This window comes from Stutzerimonas stutzeri, from assembly GCF_051028275.1.
GTDB lineage: Bacteria > Pseudomonadota > Gammaproteobacteria > Pseudomonadales > Pseudomonadaceae > Stutzerimonas > Stutzerimonas stutzeri_AS.
This window is the reverse complement of the sequence record NZ_CP069269.1, coordinates 839288-853369: the sequence shown is the minus strand read 5'-3', so window position 1 is coordinate 853369 and position 14082 is coordinate 839288. Positions and strand designations below refer to the sequence as shown.

15 protein-coding genes are annotated in these 14082 nt (G+C 59.6%); 5 read left to right on the top strand and 10 right to left on the bottom strand.

The genetic code is table 11. The annotated features are described in order from the left end of the window. Positions 1–43 precede the first annotated feature (43 nt). From ada to JQR87_RS03845, 3 genes are read left to right on the top strand one after another with little or no spacing between them, the layout of a single operon-like run. Positions 44–1081, top strand: a complete 1038-nt coding sequence (gene ada, locus JQR87_RS03855) for a bifunctional DNA-binding transcriptional regulator/O6-methylguanine-DNA methyltransferase Ada (protein WP_407292409.1) — start codon at positions 44–46, stop codon at positions 1079–1081. 52 nt (positions 1082–1133) lie between these two features. Then, positions 1134–1379, top strand: a complete 246-nt coding sequence (locus JQR87_RS03850; protein WP_407292412.1) for a hypothetical protein — start codon at positions 1134–1136, stop codon at positions 1377–1379. 38 nt (positions 1380–1417) lie between these two features. Next, positions 1418–2197, top strand: coding sequence for a TatD family hydrolase (locus JQR87_RS03845; protein WP_407292415.1), 780 nt, complete (start codon positions 1418–1420; stop codon positions 2195–2197). A gap of 114 nt (positions 2198–2311) precedes the next feature. Here the strand turns inward: JQR87_RS03845 and JQR87_RS03840 are convergent, their stop codons facing one another. The 6 genes from JQR87_RS03840 to nfi all read right to left on the bottom strand — a co-directional run bounded on the left by JQR87_RS03840 (position 2312) and on the right by nfi (position 7776). Further along, entirely contained in the window at positions 2312–2680 is a 369-nt protein-coding gene (locus tag JQR87_RS03840) for a DUF3140 domain-containing protein (RefSeq protein ID WP_407292417.1), read from the bottom strand. Next, positions 2677–3195: a DUF5872 domain-containing protein gene (locus JQR87_RS03835; RefSeq protein WP_407292419.1), complete on the bottom strand. Its 519-nt coding sequence runs from the start codon at positions 3193–3195 to the stop codon at positions 2677–2679. The genes JQR87_RS03840 and JQR87_RS03835 overlap by 4 nt, the downstream gene beginning before the upstream one ends. 114 nt (positions 3196–3309) lie before the next feature. Further along, positions 3310–5340 carry a methyl-accepting chemotaxis protein gene (locus tag JQR87_RS03830; RefSeq protein WP_407292420.1) on the bottom strand — a complete coding sequence of 677 codons (2031 nt, stop codon included), beginning with the start codon at positions 5338–5340 and terminating at the stop codon, positions 3310–3312. 224 nt (positions 5341–5564) lie between these two features. Continuing rightward, a complete protein-coding gene (gene ampE, locus JQR87_RS03825; RefSeq protein ID WP_407292423.1) occupies positions 5565–6401 on the bottom strand; it encodes a regulatory signaling modulator protein AmpE in 837 nt (278 codons plus the stop codon). A gap of 25 nt (positions 6402–6426) precedes the next feature. Then, the gene (ampD, locus tag JQR87_RS03820; RefSeq protein WP_407292426.1) at positions 6427–6978 is read right to left on the bottom strand and encodes a 1,6-anhydro-N-acetylmuramyl-L-alanine amidase AmpD; all 552 of its coding nucleotides are present in this window, start codon (positions 6976–6978) and stop codon (positions 6427–6429) included. Positions 6979–7050: 72 nt separating this feature from the next. Further along, positions 7051–7776, bottom strand: coding sequence for a deoxyribonuclease V (nfi, locus tag JQR87_RS03815; RefSeq protein ID WP_407292429.1), 726 nt, complete (start codon positions 7774–7776; stop codon positions 7051–7053). A 174-nt stretch (positions 7777–7950) separates the two neighbouring features. Between nfi and JQR87_RS03810 the strand changes: the two genes are divergently transcribed. Continuing rightward, positions 7951–8943, top strand: coding sequence for a GlxA family transcriptional regulator (locus JQR87_RS03810; protein ID WP_407292432.1), 993 nt, complete (start codon positions 7951–7953; stop codon positions 8941–8943). 65 nt (positions 8944–9008) lie between these two features. Here JQR87_RS03810 and zapE read toward each other — a convergent pair whose 3' ends face one another. The 3 genes from zapE to JQR87_RS03795 all read right to left on the bottom strand — a co-directional run bounded on the left by zapE (position 9009) and on the right by JQR87_RS03795 (position 12276). Beyond that, on the bottom strand, positions 9009–10103 hold the full coding sequence (gene zapE / locus JQR87_RS03805; protein ID WP_407297829.1) for a cell division protein ZapE: 1095 nt from the start codon (positions 10101–10103) through the stop codon (positions 9009–9011). Between the two features lie 151 nt (positions 10104–10254). Then, positions 10255–11613, bottom strand: coding sequence for a tryptophan--tRNA ligase (locus JQR87_RS03800; protein WP_407292434.1), 1359 nt, complete (start codon positions 11611–11613; stop codon positions 10255–10257). 36 nt (positions 11614–11649) lie between these two features. Further along, entirely contained in the window at positions 11650–12276 is a 627-nt protein-coding gene (locus tag JQR87_RS03795) for an alpha/beta hydrolase (protein ID WP_407292436.1), read from the bottom strand. Between the two features lie 250 nt (positions 12277–12526). Between JQR87_RS03795 and JQR87_RS03790 the strand changes: the two genes are divergently transcribed. Further along, complete coding sequence (locus tag JQR87_RS03790; RefSeq protein WP_407292437.1) at positions 12527–12958, top strand: YhcB family protein; 432 nt, start codon at positions 12527–12529, stop codon at positions 12956–12958. A gap of 43 nt (positions 12959–13001) precedes the next feature. Here JQR87_RS03790 and nadC read toward each other — a convergent pair whose 3' ends face one another. Beyond that, positions 13002–13850: a carboxylating nicotinate-nucleotide diphosphorylase gene (nadC, locus tag JQR87_RS03785; protein WP_407292440.1), complete on the bottom strand. Its 849-nt coding sequence runs from the start codon at positions 13848–13850 to the stop codon at positions 13002–13004. Between the last annotated feature and the right edge of the window lie 232 nt (positions 13851–14082).

The window sequence follows — 14082 nt, the reverse complement described above, 5'->3', positions numbered from 1 at the left end:
GGCACGACGGACAATCCAAACCATTCACCCAGGGAGCACCGCGATGCTCGATTTCGATAACTGCTGGCAAGCGCTCTGCAATCGCGATCCGCGCTTTGATGGCCGCTTCGTGTTTGCAGTGCACTCAACAGGGATCTTTTGCCGACCCAGCTGCCCGGCACGCCGCCCCAGGCGAGAGGGCGTCAGCTTCTTCAAGCACATCCATGAGGCCGAGGCCGCAGGCTTTCGTGCTTGTCGACGCTGCGCGCCACACGGCAAGAGCTTTGCCGAGCAACTCGATGAGCTGGTGATCGCGGCCTGTCGACTGATCGATGAAAGCCCCGAGCCGATGACTCTCGAGCAGCTGGCCGGGCGCATCGGCCTTTCTTCCTCGCACCTGGCGCGCGCCTTCAAGACTCGCACCGGCATGACTCCTCGCGCCTGGGCTGCAGCGCGCCGACGAGACCGACTGGAAACGCAACTCCCCAACGCCGAATCCGTCCTGGGCGCCGCCCTGGATGCAGGTTACGGCAGTACACGAGGCGCCTATGAAATCGCCGCCGCACTCAGCCCCGCCCAGCGCCGGCGAAAGGCAGCGGGTGAAGCCCTGCGTTACGCCATCAGCCCATGCCCACTCGGGTTGTTGCTCGTCGCTTCGAGCGACAAGGGCATCTGCGCCCTGCTGTTTGGCGATAATGAGCAGGCCTTGCTTGACGAGCTTCACTCGCGTTTCTCGGCGGCAGAACTGACATGTGACCAGTCAGGGCTCGGTGAGTGGCTACAGGCAATCGTGGCTCAGCTGAAGGAGCCGTGCCGGGCTGCACAGCTGCCGCTTGACTTACGCGGCACCGCATTCCAACAACAGGTATGGCAGGTGCTTCAACAGATCCCACCCGGCGAAACCCGCCGTTACGGCGAGCTGGCCATGGGTTTAGGCAGTCACGCGCGCGCCGTGGCACGCGCGTGCGCCAGCAATCCGGTTGGGCTTTTGGTGCCCTGTCATCGAGTGGTCGGGGCCAACCAGGCGCTGACCGGTTACCGCTGGGGCGTCGAGCGTAAGGCAGCCCTGCTCGCATCGGAGCGTGATGAGTCGGGAGCCTGACGAAGTTTCGGCGGTCCGATGCAGTACATGCCACCGCAAAAAGAGCCCTGCCATGACCGAACTCAAGCGCTACCGCATTCATTACCTGATCAATGGCGAGCCAGCCTCCCTGACGTTGAGCGCCTTCGAGGCGCCCGCCATGGAGCAGGCCGAACTTGAGATACTGTTGCATCACGTCAAGGAGCCCCGAGCCAGCGTCGATGCACCCTGGGAAATCCCCGAGCGCGCCAGCGAGCACAGCCGGATGGCTGAGCTGGGCGTGAGCGACATTCAGATCGAAGAAGAATCGCGCCGCTGAACCCCGCCATCACGTACTCCTGCACAACGGAGGCCGCCGTGCCCTTGATCGACACTCACACCCATCTCGACTTCGACCCCTTCGATGCCGACCGCGCTGAGGTACTGGCCCGGTGCGCCAGTGCGGGTGTCGAACGGGTCCTGGTGCTCGGTGTGCATCAGGCGAACTGGGACAGGGTTTGGCAGATGGCGTTGGACGAGCCAGCCGTGTACGCCGCGCTGGGGCTGCACCCGGTGTTTTTACAGGATCACCGACCGGAACATATCGACGCGCTGCATGACTGGTTGCAGCGGTTGCGAGACGAAGACAAGCTGTGCGCAATCGGTGAGATTGGCCTCGACTACTATATCGAGGACCCCGACAAGGATCGGCAGCAGCAGCTACTCGAAGCACAACTTGAACTTGCCAATGAATTCGAGCTGCCAGTGTTGCTGCATGTCCGCCGCGCGCACGCCCAGATGATCGCCACGCTTAAACGCCACAAGCTCAAACGAACCGGCATTGCCCACGCCTTCAGTGGCAGCTGGGAAGAAGCCCGTGAGTATATCAAGCTGGGTTTCAAACTTGGCCTGGGAGGTGCTGGAACCTGGCCCCAGGCGCATCGAATGCACCGTGTGCTGCAGCAACTACCCCTCGACAGCATCGTGCTGGAGACCGACGCGCCCGACATCACACCTCACAGCCACGCCGGCCAGCGCAACAGCCCTGAATTCCTACCGGACATTTGCCGCGAACTGGCTGAACTGCGTGGCATCAGCCCAGATGAGTTGGCGGACGCCAGTTACCGGAACAGCTGCGAGCTGTTTCAATGGAGCTGAGCCTCAACCGACCGAATGAGGCGCAGGAAGGATCGATGCCGTAACGGCCTGCCAATGATCCACACACGCCTCCATGGTCATGGCCGTGTCAGCCCTGGTTAGGCGCTATGCACCTCAACCCTCGAGCGGATCGTGCCCCCAATTCATCAGCGAATAGCGCCAGCGGCTGTCCCGAACATCGCCTTTGGGACGCTGGGCAAGATGTCGATGGACGTAGCCAATGACCTTGCGCATAGCCTGATACTCGTCTTCGCCCAGTTCGGCCTTGCGCTGCTTTTTCAGGTCAAGGATACGCTCACCCATGGCGTGCCCTACGGCCTCGCCGTCCTCGGGCGCCGTTACTTTCTCACCCTCGGACGTCATACCGACGCTACGGCTGGCATCGCTGTCCAGCCAACGACGCAACTGCGCCGGCGGCATATTGACCACGTGATGAAACTCATCATGAATCTGGCGTTTCGCGTCTTCATCAAGCGCGCTCATCGCTCGCCCTCGCGCTTGAGTGCCGCAACCAATTCATCCTTTTTCATTTTGGATCGACCGCGGATACCACGCTGGGCAGCGCGGCGCATCAGCTCTGGCTTGTTCAAGCCGCTCAGTGCTGGCTCGCGCGATCGGCTAGTCTTGCGTGCCACGTCGGCGGGCTGCTTCGAATGCTGTTGCCCACGCTGGGAATCCGCACGTTTTTTACGCGTCGAGCGGCTGTACTCCGCGTCGCTCAGCGACTCGCGGGCCTTTCGGGGAAGATAGCGTTCACCCGTTTCGCCGGACGGCTTGCCGGATTTGGTGCCCCAGTCTTCATGCGTCCATTCACGCAGGTGGTTGTCGGACGTTTTCTTACCCTCGTAGCCACCGCCGCGTTTCTTGTATTCCTGCACGGCATATTGCGCCTTGCGTGCCGACCATTGGCCGGGCTCGCCGCCCTTGTCGCCGTCGGTTACTTCCCGCTTGACCTGCTCCCACAGCTGCGGATCGGTTCTCTTCGCGGTGCTGGACATGCTGTGCTCCCGGGTTTGCCTGTTCGGCAGACCCGGGCGAGTGAGTCGCTGTTCAACGATATCGATGAACGGCAACGGAGCGCCGCCAAGTACAAGCAGACAAGTACAAGCAGATCAGACGCGAAACGCACCGATCAGTTGCTGCAGGCGGCCTACCTGCTCGGTAAGCTCGCGGCTCGCCTGCTCGGTATGCCCCGCACCTTCGGCGGTGCGCTGCCCCGCCTCGTTGATCGAGACGATGTTACGGTCGATGTCATGGGCGACGGCCGTCTGTTCTTCGGCGGCGGCGGCAATCTGCTGGTTCTGATCGACGATGACGCCCACCGCACCAAGGATGTTCGCCAACGCCTGTTGCACCCGGGCGGACTGGCTGACGGTGTCCGTTGCCAGGGAGTGGCTGGCGTGCATGGTTTTCACCGCCGCACCGACGCCGCCTTGCAATTGGTTGATCATCTGCTCGATTTCTTCAGTGGACTGCTGCGTACGCTTGGCGAGGCTCCGTACTTCGTCGGCCACTACGGCGAATCCCCGCCCCTGCTCGCCAGCACGCGCCGCCTCGATCGCGGCGTTAAGGGCCAGCAAGTTGGTCTGCTCGGCGACGCCTTTGATGACGTCGAGCACCTGGCTGATCGACTTGCTGTCACTGGCCAACTGATTGATCACCTTGACCGACTGCTCAATCTCAGCGGCCAGCCGCTCGATGCTTCCGACCTGCGCCTCGACCAGACCGCGACCGCTGACCGTCTCGTCATTGACGCTTTGTGCGCTGCCTACAGCGGCTTCAGCACTGGTGGCGACCTCCTGCGCGGTCGCGGACATCTGATTCATTGCGGTGGCGACCTGCTCGATCTGTCCGCGCTGCTCCAGAACGGTCTGATTGCTCTCACCCGAAACCACCTCGACACGCGAGGCCTGACGTTCGACCTCGCCGACGGTCTGGCCGACGCGCTCGATCAACTCTCGGATTTTCGACACGGTCTCGTTGAATACCTGCCCCAGCTCACCCAGCTCGTCGCGGCTTTGCACCTTGAATCGAGCCGTCATATCGCCTGCGGCCACTTTGTTCATGACGTCGCCGAGACTGCGCAGCGAGGCGCGGGTAGATATGTAGAACGCGCTGTAAAGATATACGACGAGGACGAACACCACTGCCAACGCAACCAACAGCAGCACCATCAGCATCTGCTTCTGCTCCAGGCGCTGTTCGAGCTGATCATCAAGAAAGCTGAGGATGGCGTCATTGAGTGCGTAGGTTTTGGCCATCTCTGCGCTGATCAGGTCGTAGAACGATTCCCAAGGCCGATCCAGCGCTTCGGCCATGATCACCTGATCCTGGAAGATATCGTTGCTGGACTGCAGAGAGTTGCGGCTGGCGGTGGCTTGGCTCTCAAGTTGTTGTAACGCCGCGGGGCTGCTGCCTAGCACGTCCTGTAGCTGCGCGCCGTACTGGGCTTGCTGCTTCTCCAGCTCAAGCAGCAGGTCGTCCAGCTTGTTGCTGGCATCGGAATTCAAATAACCCTGGCCGAAGGTATAGGAACCAATGGCCCGCCCTTCGCCGAGCGCGGCGGTGATGGAGGGCGTCACGGATGTCAGAAGCTCGGCCAGCAATCTTACGTCCCGCTGACTGTCCTGGCTCAAGCCCGATTGGCTGGCGATCAGTTTGATCATTACTTGAGCCTTGCCCAACACCGCCCGTGCCATGGCGGCCTTGGCCTGCAGAGACTGCTGCGATTGCGCTTCACGCAACGCAGCGTCGAGTTCGTTTCGGCGCGCTTCAAATTCGGCGATCTGCTCAGGGTTATCGCTGATCGGCTTCAGGTTTTGCATCCGAGCGGCGAGTTCACGCTCCGCATTGGCCAGTCGGGTTACCAGCGCTTGTACCTCGCCGGTCTGGCCAATAATGCCTTCGATCTCGATCAGGTCTTTCCAGCCTTCCATCTCTCGACGCAGCTGCAGAGCCGTACCCATCAATTCCAAACTGCGCAGCTCGGTGCGAGTGTCGACGAATTCCTCGTACGAGTTGCGCACCAGGTAGAAATTCGTCAGCAACATGGGCACGAAGAAGAGAACGCTGATCAGGCTGAATTTCATGCCGAAACTCAGGCGATTCATCAGCGCAATGGCCGGATACAACAGACTTTTCAAAAGACGTCTCCCAATTTCTTGTTGTATTGCCGTCAGCATCAAGGCTGTGGCAGGGCTCGTCAGAGGATGGCGCGAGAAAACTTATACGGGATATCGGACGTGGCTTGTGCAACTTAAGGTAGTGGCCAGATGCCATTCACACAACTGGCAGAAAGCACGCCGATTCCGGCGTATCCACCGCACTTATGCAGCGGTTTATGGCACAAGCAGAGAATGATGAGCGTTTAGAGAAAGAGGACCCAGAGCGCGATGGCTGCGTACCAGAGAATGCGAGTACGTACCAGCATGGCGGCTAGGCTGTCGAGCCGGGTGATACCCGCCTGCCCGGCATAGGACTCTCCCAGATCGGCTGCCACCGGGCCGACATCCGCCAGGAGCTGCTGGGCGGGGATACCCCAATGCAACAGGTTATCCAACATGGCGCGATTGGCCGCGACGAAGTTACCAACCAACCCAAAGCTGGCGAGCAACACCCGCACCGGCAGCCAGTCGAAAGCGTGCCTGAACTGGCCTGCCCGCTCACGTATGGCGTCAGCCTTGGCGTGTTCGATGGTCAGCGCAAGCAGCCGGTAAGCGAGCGCGGCCAAGGGGCCGAGGAGCACGTACCAGAAGATCACTGCGAAAAAGCCCTGGTGGCTGCGCCACAGGAGCTGTGCCTCCACGGCGCGTAGCAGACTCGGAGCATCCGACGCGCTGAGATTCAGATCCCGCTCGGCCACCAGCGCTGCAGCTTCTTCATCGCCACGACGCCAGGCATCGCGGAACGGCCCGAGCTCGCGTTTCCCCTGCCCTCTACCCAGACTGTAGAGCAGCACCAACAAATGCAGCGGCAGGCTAAGCCAACCATAAGCCAGCGGCTCGAGCGCCAGCAGCAACAAGCCAAGCAGCAACACAGGCAACAGAACCAGGACGAACAGGCTCAGCCAGGGCCCGTACCTTGGGTCCGAACCACCTTCCACGTGTTGGAGCAAACGCAGCCAAGGCCCGTCATCTTGCACCGCGCGTCGCCAGTCGGTGAGCTTGTCGATGAGCAGTGCCAACACCACCACGAGAAAAATCATGTTTCGATTCCTATCATTGGCCTCATCAGGCCACGATCACGGCTGCGCGCAGACGCTGCCAGTCGAATGCAGGCCCCGGGTCGGTTTTGCGGCCCGGTGCAATGTTGCTGTGTCCGCAGACCCGCTCCGGGGTGATCGCCGGATAGGCTTGTTGAAGCAACTGGCTCAGCTGGATAAGACTGTCGTATTGCGCCTCGCTGTAGACGGTGTCATCGGTGCCTTCGAGTTCGATGCCAACGGAAAAATTGTTACAGTTTTGACGACCTGCAAAGCACGACACCCCAGCGTGCCAGGCGCGGTCCAGGCATGAAACGAACTGTGTGATCGCGCCGTCTCGCTCGATGAGAAAATGGGCAGATACTTTCAGCTCGGCTATCTCTTTGAAAAAAGGATGCTCGTCGCAATCCAGGCAGTTCTGAAAAAACGCCTGGACCCTTCCTGTTCCGAACTGCCCCGGTGGCAAGCTGATATTGTGAATGACCAACAGCGAAATCTCGCCATCCGGACGCTGGTTGAAGTTGGGCGAAGGGCAATGGCGTATGCCTCGGCACCATCCGGTCGCATGATCCAGCTGCATCGCGGCGAAACCTGGTTGAATTGCGGGCCTGAAGGCTAGCGCCTGCAGCCGTGCCGCTGCAAGCGGTCGCAGTTATTGCCGATCTGGAAGAGAACGGGTGCTGGTGCGCTTTTCGTCACGCCGCGAGGCCAGACGGTCAGCTAGTCGGGTTGGCTCAGGCAGACGATAGCGGGTGACAAACCTCATCACCAATTGCGGTGCGGTTTCCAGACTGACCCGATTGCCCGGTGAAATGATCAACGGTCGCACGTTGTCTTTACTGCGCAACACAGTGCCGATGATCTTGCCGCTTTTATCAAGCAGATCCACCTGATCGCCCCGCTTGTCCCCAAGCGCATCATGCTGGCCCGTTAGAATCTTCTTCGCCACCCCAATGGTGGGCAACCCCGTGATGACGCCCAGATGCGCAGCAATGCCAAGGCCACGGGGGTGCGCGATGCCGTGCCCATCAGAGAAGATCAGGTCGGGTGCCTGGCCAAGAGATTCGAGCGCCTGCAACACGGCGGGCAACTCGCGAAACGACAGCAGGCCTGGGATATAGGGCATGGAGGTAGGAATTCGCGCTAGCGTCTGCTCAAGCGGTTCGAGCGTTTCTGCATCGAGTAGTACCACCGCGGCGCGAGTGATCCTACCTGCCTCCTCGAAGCCGACATCGACGCCGGCAATCACCCTCAACGGTCCGAAGTCATCGGTTAGCCTAACCTTGCCGGCTAGCTGTTTCTGGATTTCCCGTGCGGTGGCGGTGCTCCCGTCCCAACCGCCGAAGCTGGCCGGAACTTGTGATGTCTGAACAGTCATATTAGCCCTCTCGTCTGATCAGACGGTTGCTCACTGGGGCGGTTCCTCGCGTGCGTTCGATTGGACTAGACAGTCAACCAAAAAAATAAGACGCTCCTGCCGAAGCGCGGCGGTTATACCCTGCTTCTATAACTGCGTCATTCCAATAAAAACAATCGGAACACCTAACCAAGCATGCTCTCCGCACACCCTTTGAAACGTATCAGCATCCTGGCGACAGACGGGGTCTTCGCATCTACCTTGCTGCATGCCAAGGATTTCTTTCATATGGCCAGCTTGCGCTACGGCAAACAGCTGGGCCTGGATCTTACGCCCGCTTTCGAGACCTCGCTGGTGAGCCCAGATGGTCTTGCTGTCGACACATTCAGCGGTCCGCGTATCGATGTAGACGGTGCGCTGGATAACGCAGATGCGGTCATCCTGCCGGCGTTCTGGGGTGACTTCGATGCGATCTGCGAACGCTATCCGCAGGTGGCACCTTGGCTGAAAGAGCGGCATGCCGCTGGTAGCGCCATCTGCGGCGAAGCCAGCGGAGCGTTCTGGATGGCAGCTGCGGGCCTGCTGGATGGTCGCGAGGGCACTACGCATTGGCGCTTCGCGCAGGCGTTCACCGAGCGGTTTCCACAGGTTCTCTTCACGCAGGAGAAACACCTGACCGACAGCGACAACCTCTACTGTGCGGGCGGCACTACGTCAGCCTGCGATCTTTATATTCATCTGGTCGAACGTTTCTGCGGTTCCCATATCGCTCAGGGAATGGCACGCGACATCCTGTTCGAAGTCCGGCGCAACTACAGCCCGGGCCGAATCGGTTTCGGCGGGCAAAAGCTCCATCTGGATACTCGCGTCCTGCAAATTCAAGAGTGGCTGGAGGAGCATTTCGCTGAGAAATTCCGTTTCGAGGATGTGGCACGAGAGCACGGCATGAGCATTCGCAATTTCATGCGACGATTTCAGGCGGCGACGGGCGACAAGCCGCTGCACTATCTCCAGCGACTGCGCATCGAAACGGCGAAAACCCTGCTCTCCACTACACGCAAGAGCATCAAGACCATCAGCTACGAGGTGGGTTACGACGACGCGAGCTTCTTTGCCCGGCTATTCCGTCAGCACACCGAGTTGTCGCCAAATCAATACCGGCAGCAGTACCGGCACAAACTCGCCTGAGCCTAAACACAAACGGCAAGTCACGCCGTGGCGCAGACTTGCCGTTCGTGTCGCCTGAGAAAGGATCAGGGCTTGTGTGGGCGCGACAGGTACTCGTGCGACTGCATTTCCAGCAGGCGACTCAGTGTCCGCTGAAATTCGAACTCCAACCGGCCGCCTGCATATAGATCCTTCAACTCAACCTCGGCTGACAGGATCAGCTTGACGTTGCGGTCGTAGAACTCGTCCACCATGTTTATGAATCGGCGGGCCATGTCGTCCTTGGCCACATCCATCCGCTCGATGTTCGATACCAACACTGCGTCGAAAATCTTGCCCAGCTCGATGTAGTCGTTCTGGCTGCGGGGCCCATCGCACAGCTCACGAAACTCGAACCAGGCAACACCGCATGCGACCTTGCGGGCAACGATCGCGCGGTTTTCCACGGTCAACGCTTCGTTTTCCTGAATCTTGCATTTCTCTGGCAACAAGCTACGAAAACTCTTCTCCAGGCTTTGTTCCGCCTCGGCATCCAGCGGGAAGTGGTAGAGCTCGGCCTGCTCCAGCGCGCGCAGACGGTAGTCAATGCCGCTGTCGACGTTGACGATCTCGGTGTGCTTTTTCAGCAATTCGATTGCCGGCAGAAAGCGTGCTCGCTGCAAACCATCCTTGTAGAGGCCGTCCGGCACGATGTTCGAAGTCGCCACCAGGCTAACGCCGTTCTTGAAAAGCTCTTCGAGCAAAGTGGCAAGGATCATCGCATCGGTGATATCCGACACGAAGAATTCATCGAAGCAGATAACGCGCGATTCCTCGGCGAAGCGCTTGCCGATGATCGTCAACGGATTCTTCTCACCCTTGAGGGTGCGCATCTCTTCGTGCACACGCTTCATGAAACGGTGAAAGTGCGTGCGCGTCTTCTGCTCGAACGGCAATGAGTCGAAGAACGTGTCGACCAGATAGGTCTTGCCGCGACCAACGCCGCCCCAGAAATAGAGGCCTTTAACGGGCTCCTGATGCTTCTTGCCGAACAACTTGCCGAGCAGTCCGGACTTGTTGCGGTCATCGGCAACCAGATCGTCATATAGACGCTGCAGATGACGCACTGCAGTTTCCTGCGCAGCATCGTGGAAGAAGTCAGGACGTTTCAGGTCTGCCTGATAGCGCTCAAGAGGGGTCATGGCGGGGTCTGGGTAGTGAAACGGGGCCGACACTTTAGCCGCGCCCTCGGTGGTTGGCAATTTACGCAGATCGTTCAAGCGCTCAGCCTCGAATGAATACGGGGAACCGACTGCAACCGGCCGACCGGTTCACGGCCGGTTGCAGTCGGAGTTATACCATCAGCGTCGCCAATGCCTGACGCACGCGCAGCATGGCTGCCTCAAGCGCCTGCTCATCAGCGTGGCTCGGGCTATCGGCCAGGCACTCGCCATCCAGCCACAAGCTAAATTGATTGTCTTCATCTGCACGGAGTTCCAGAGCATCTACCCCTTGCGCAACCAGGCGCTGCGTAACGACGCCAATGGCCTTCGGATCGCTGAATCCGCGCGATAACAACAACTCCTCACCATCGGCCGCGAAAAAGCGGAAGCGGAAGCTCCCGTCGGTTTCACGAAAGCTGGCGAAGCGAGCAGTCTTGCCACTTTTTTTCTTCGCTGGCGCGGCACTCTTCACATCATTGCGGAAATTGCGCAGCCCGACTGCCTCGCGCAGTTCCCCAAGGAACGGCGTCGCCACCTTGCGCGCCTTGGCAGCACCCGCCTGGAGGATATCTTCCAGTTCGCCAGGGCGCGCCATCAGCGCGTGGTAACGCTCACGGGCCTCGCTCAGCTCGTTATCCAGCAGCTCGAACAGCCGCTGCTTGGCCTCGCCCCAGGCAAGCCCGTCCAGCAGCTCGGCACGGAACTCGGCCAGCTGCGCCGGCGTGGCGAACGCCTGGTAAAGGGTAAACAGGTGCGAGTCGTCAGGATCTTTCGGCTCGCCAGGCAGCCTGGAGTCGGTAACGATCCGCGCGATCGTGCTTTTAAGCTGCTTGGCGCTGCCGAACAGCGGGATGGTGTTGTCGTAGCTCTTGGACATCTTGCGGCCGTCGAGACCGGGCAGCGTCGCAACGCTTTCCTCGATCAGCGCCTCGGGAGCAGTAAACAGCTCTTTACCGTTGCCGAACAGATGATTGAATCGCTGGCCAATGTCGCGGGCCATCTCCACATGCTGGATCTGATCGCGGCCGACCGGCACCTTGTGTGCATTGAACATGAGGATGTCCGCCGCCATCAGTACGGGGTAGCTAAACAAGCCCATGGTGATGCCCGCATCCGGGTCTTCGCCCTTCTCCACATTTCTGTCCACTGAGGCTTTATAGGCGTGCGCCCTGTTCAGCAAACCCTTGCCCGCGACGCAGGTCAGCAGCCAGGTCAATTCGGGGATTTCGGGAATATCGGACTGGCGATAGAAGGTCACGCGCTCAGCATCCAGACCGCTCGCCAGCCAGGTGGCTGCAATCTCCAGTCGCGATTGCTGAATCCGCTGCGGGTCGTCGCACTTGATCAGCGCATGGTAGTCCGCCAGAAAATAGAAGGAGTCAGCATCGGCTTCGCGGCTGGCCACTATTGCCGGCCGGATGGCCCCAGCATAGTTGCCCAGATGGGGCGTACCCGTAGTAGTGATGCCGGTGAGGATTCGGGTTTTCATTCAGTCTTCTCGATGAGTCAGCGCGGCCTGGACGGCTCAGCCCAGCCGCGGTGCAACCAGGTCCTTGAGCTCCACCAGCTTGCCGTGGAAAAAGTGGCCGCATTCTGCCACTTTCAACAACTCGTGGGGACGCTGAAGCTCCGCTGAAAATGCATACACCGAGGCAGGGTCAATGACTTCGTCATCCTCGGGCTGGATGATCGTCAGCGCACAACGTTCGGCCAGTGGCAGGTTCGTCAGCCGGGATGCAGCCGGTGCCACCATGAACAGACGCTCCAGCGAATCGCTTCGCGCCTCAATGCGACCAGCCAGCGCAGCCGCCACGAAGCCGCCAAAGGAAAACCCCAACAGGGTCAGCGGCAGGTCCGGATATTGTGAACGCAGCCAGGTCAGGGCAGCTTCCGCGTCCTCAACCTCACCCATATGCATATCATGGCTACCGGCACTGCCACCTACGCCACGAAAGTTGAATCGCAGCGTTGCATAGCCGGCATCCCGAGCGGTGCGCTGCAAGGTCGACACCACTTTGTTCAGCATGGTCCCGCCTTTGACCGGGTTCGGATGACAGATCAGCGCCAGGCCGCGGGGCTCGTCATGATCAAAATACAGGCCTTCCAGCACACCGGCCGGACCCTCGATTGAGATGGGGTTTTCACGTTTCAATAAAGTGGCTCCGTGACCTTGAGATGAATCGACTCGTCTTGCTTAAGCCTGACTGATGACCGCTGCATCGCGTCGCGGTATACAGAGCAGGTACGAGACGTTAACGTATCGGGCCGTGGGAAAACCACCGCAGTCGTCGATGCAGATCGGTTGTCAGTCCCGCTTGGCGCGACCGACGCCCCGATCCAGCATCTGCACATGGTTATTTTCATGGCTCGAACCGCAAGCCGTTTTTACAGAGGAAGGACTCGTGGAACAGAACCTCGCGACCTGGTTGCTCCCGATCATCGGCGTCATTGCCGGCATCGTCATTGGTTATCTGATCGCGCGAAACAGCGCACCAAACAGCACTCAGCGCCAGGTGGATGAGCTGCAGGAGCGTCTGGATACCTATCAAAGTGAGGTAGTTACCCACTTCAATACGACGGCCAGCCTGTTGCGCAAGCTGACCAACAGCTATCAGGACATGCAGGACCATCTTTCCGAAGGCGCAGACAAGCTTGCGCTTGACGAACAGACCCGCCAACGTTTGCTCGCCGCGCTGCACAGTCAGGATACCCACAGCCACCGTGAACGGCTGAATTCGCCGAGCTTTACCGAGCCGCCAAAGGACTATGCGCCAAAAGGCGAGGATGTCCCCGGCACTCTGCACGAGAACTTTGGCCTCAAGAGCAAGCACTGAGACGAAACGGGTGACATTTCAACGATGTCGCCCCGCTCTGCGTCTATTGCTTCAAACGCATTGACAGGTCGATGGCTTGAAGATGCTTGGTCAAGGCGCCGATCGAAATATAGTCCACGCCAGTTTCAGCAACCGCACGTAGCGTCTGTTCATCGATACCACCTGAGGCCTCAAGCTTTGCCCGGCCCGCGGTGATTCGAACGGCGTTGCGCATGTCTTCCAGACTCAACTCATCGAGCATCACGATATCGGCACCCGCTTCCAGCGCCTGCTCCAGCTCGCCCAGGCTTTCTACTTCAACCTCAACGGGCTTACCGGGTGCAATCTGGTGCGCCGCGGTCACGGCTTCGGCGATGCCCCCACAGGCTGCGATGTGGTTTTCCTTGATCAGGAAGGCGTCATAGAGGCCGATTCGATGGTTATGACAGCCTCCACAGGTTGTCGCGTACTTCTGCGCCAAGCGCAAACCAGGGATAGTTTTACGGGTATCCAACAGCCGAACGCCGGTGCCCTCGACGAGGTCGGCGTAGTAGCGACAACGCGTGGCTACGCCAGATAAGGTCTGAAGAAAATTCAGTGCCGTGCGCTCTCCACTCAGAAGCGCGCGTGCAGGCCCTTCGAGATGAAACAGGGCCTGGTCAGCCGCGACTTGCTGCCCATCCGTCACCTGCCAGTGCACCGCCACTCGTGGATCCAGTTGCCGGAACACCGCGTCCACCCAGGCGGTACCGCTGATAGTGGCCGCCTCACGCGTGATCACTGCCGCATGGGCAAGTCGTTCTGCGGGAATCAATTGCGCAGTGATGTCACCGCTGCCAAGGTCTTCTGCCAAAGCGCGGCGAACGTTGGTCTCTATTTCGGCGGTAAGGTCCACAAGAGTGAGGTTGGTCACGACGAGCTCCCAAAAATTTGGCGAAAGTATACGGCGACCTTCGGTTTGTCGCAGCGAAAGAGCAGAGAATTCAGCTTATCCAACCGCCCGGTTAGCCCTCGCAGCTGCATAGTTTTCAACCGCTCGGAGGTTTCGGGGAGCATGTGTGAGCTGGATCATGTCCAAGACAGATCTTTGACCTGACTGCCGAACAAGATGCCTATAATCACCCCATAGTTTGACGTCATGAAAA

Coding starts and splice junctions, on each gene's coding strand:
- ada (WP_407292409.1), top strand. CDS start 44: ATGCTCGATTTCGATAACTGCTGGCAAGCGCTCTGCAATCGCGATCCG.
- JQR87_RS03850 (WP_407292412.1), top strand. CDS start 1,134: ATGACCGAACTCAAGCGCTACCGCATTCATTACCTGATCAATGGCGAG.
- JQR87_RS03840 (WP_407292417.1), bottom strand. CDS start 2,680: ATGAGCGCGCTTGATGAAGACGCGAAACGCCAGATTCATGATGAGTTT.
- JQR87_RS03835 (WP_407292419.1), bottom strand. CDS start 3,195: ATGTCCAGCACCGCGAAGAGAACCGATCCGCAGCTGTGGGAGCAGGTC.
- ampE (WP_407292423.1), bottom strand. CDS start 6,401: ATGATTTTTCTCGTGGTGGTGTTGGCACTGCTCATCGACAAGCTCACC.
- ampD (WP_407292426.1), bottom strand. CDS start 6,978: ATGCAGCTGGATCATGCGACCGGATGGTGCCGAGGCATACGCCATTGC.
- nfi (WP_407292429.1), bottom strand. CDS start 7,776: ATGACTGTTCAGACATCACAAGTTCCGGCCAGCTTCGGCGGTTGGGAC.
- JQR87_RS03810 (WP_407292432.1), top strand. CDS start 7,951: ATGCTCTCCGCACACCCTTTGAAACGTATCAGCATCCTGGCGACAGAC.
- zapE (WP_407297829.1), bottom strand. CDS start 10,103: ATGACCCCTCTTGAGCGCTATCAGGCAGACCTGAAACGTCCTGACTTC.
- JQR87_RS03800 (WP_407292434.1), bottom strand. CDS start 11,613: ATGAAAACCCGAATCCTCACCGGCATCACTACTACGGGTACGCCCCAT.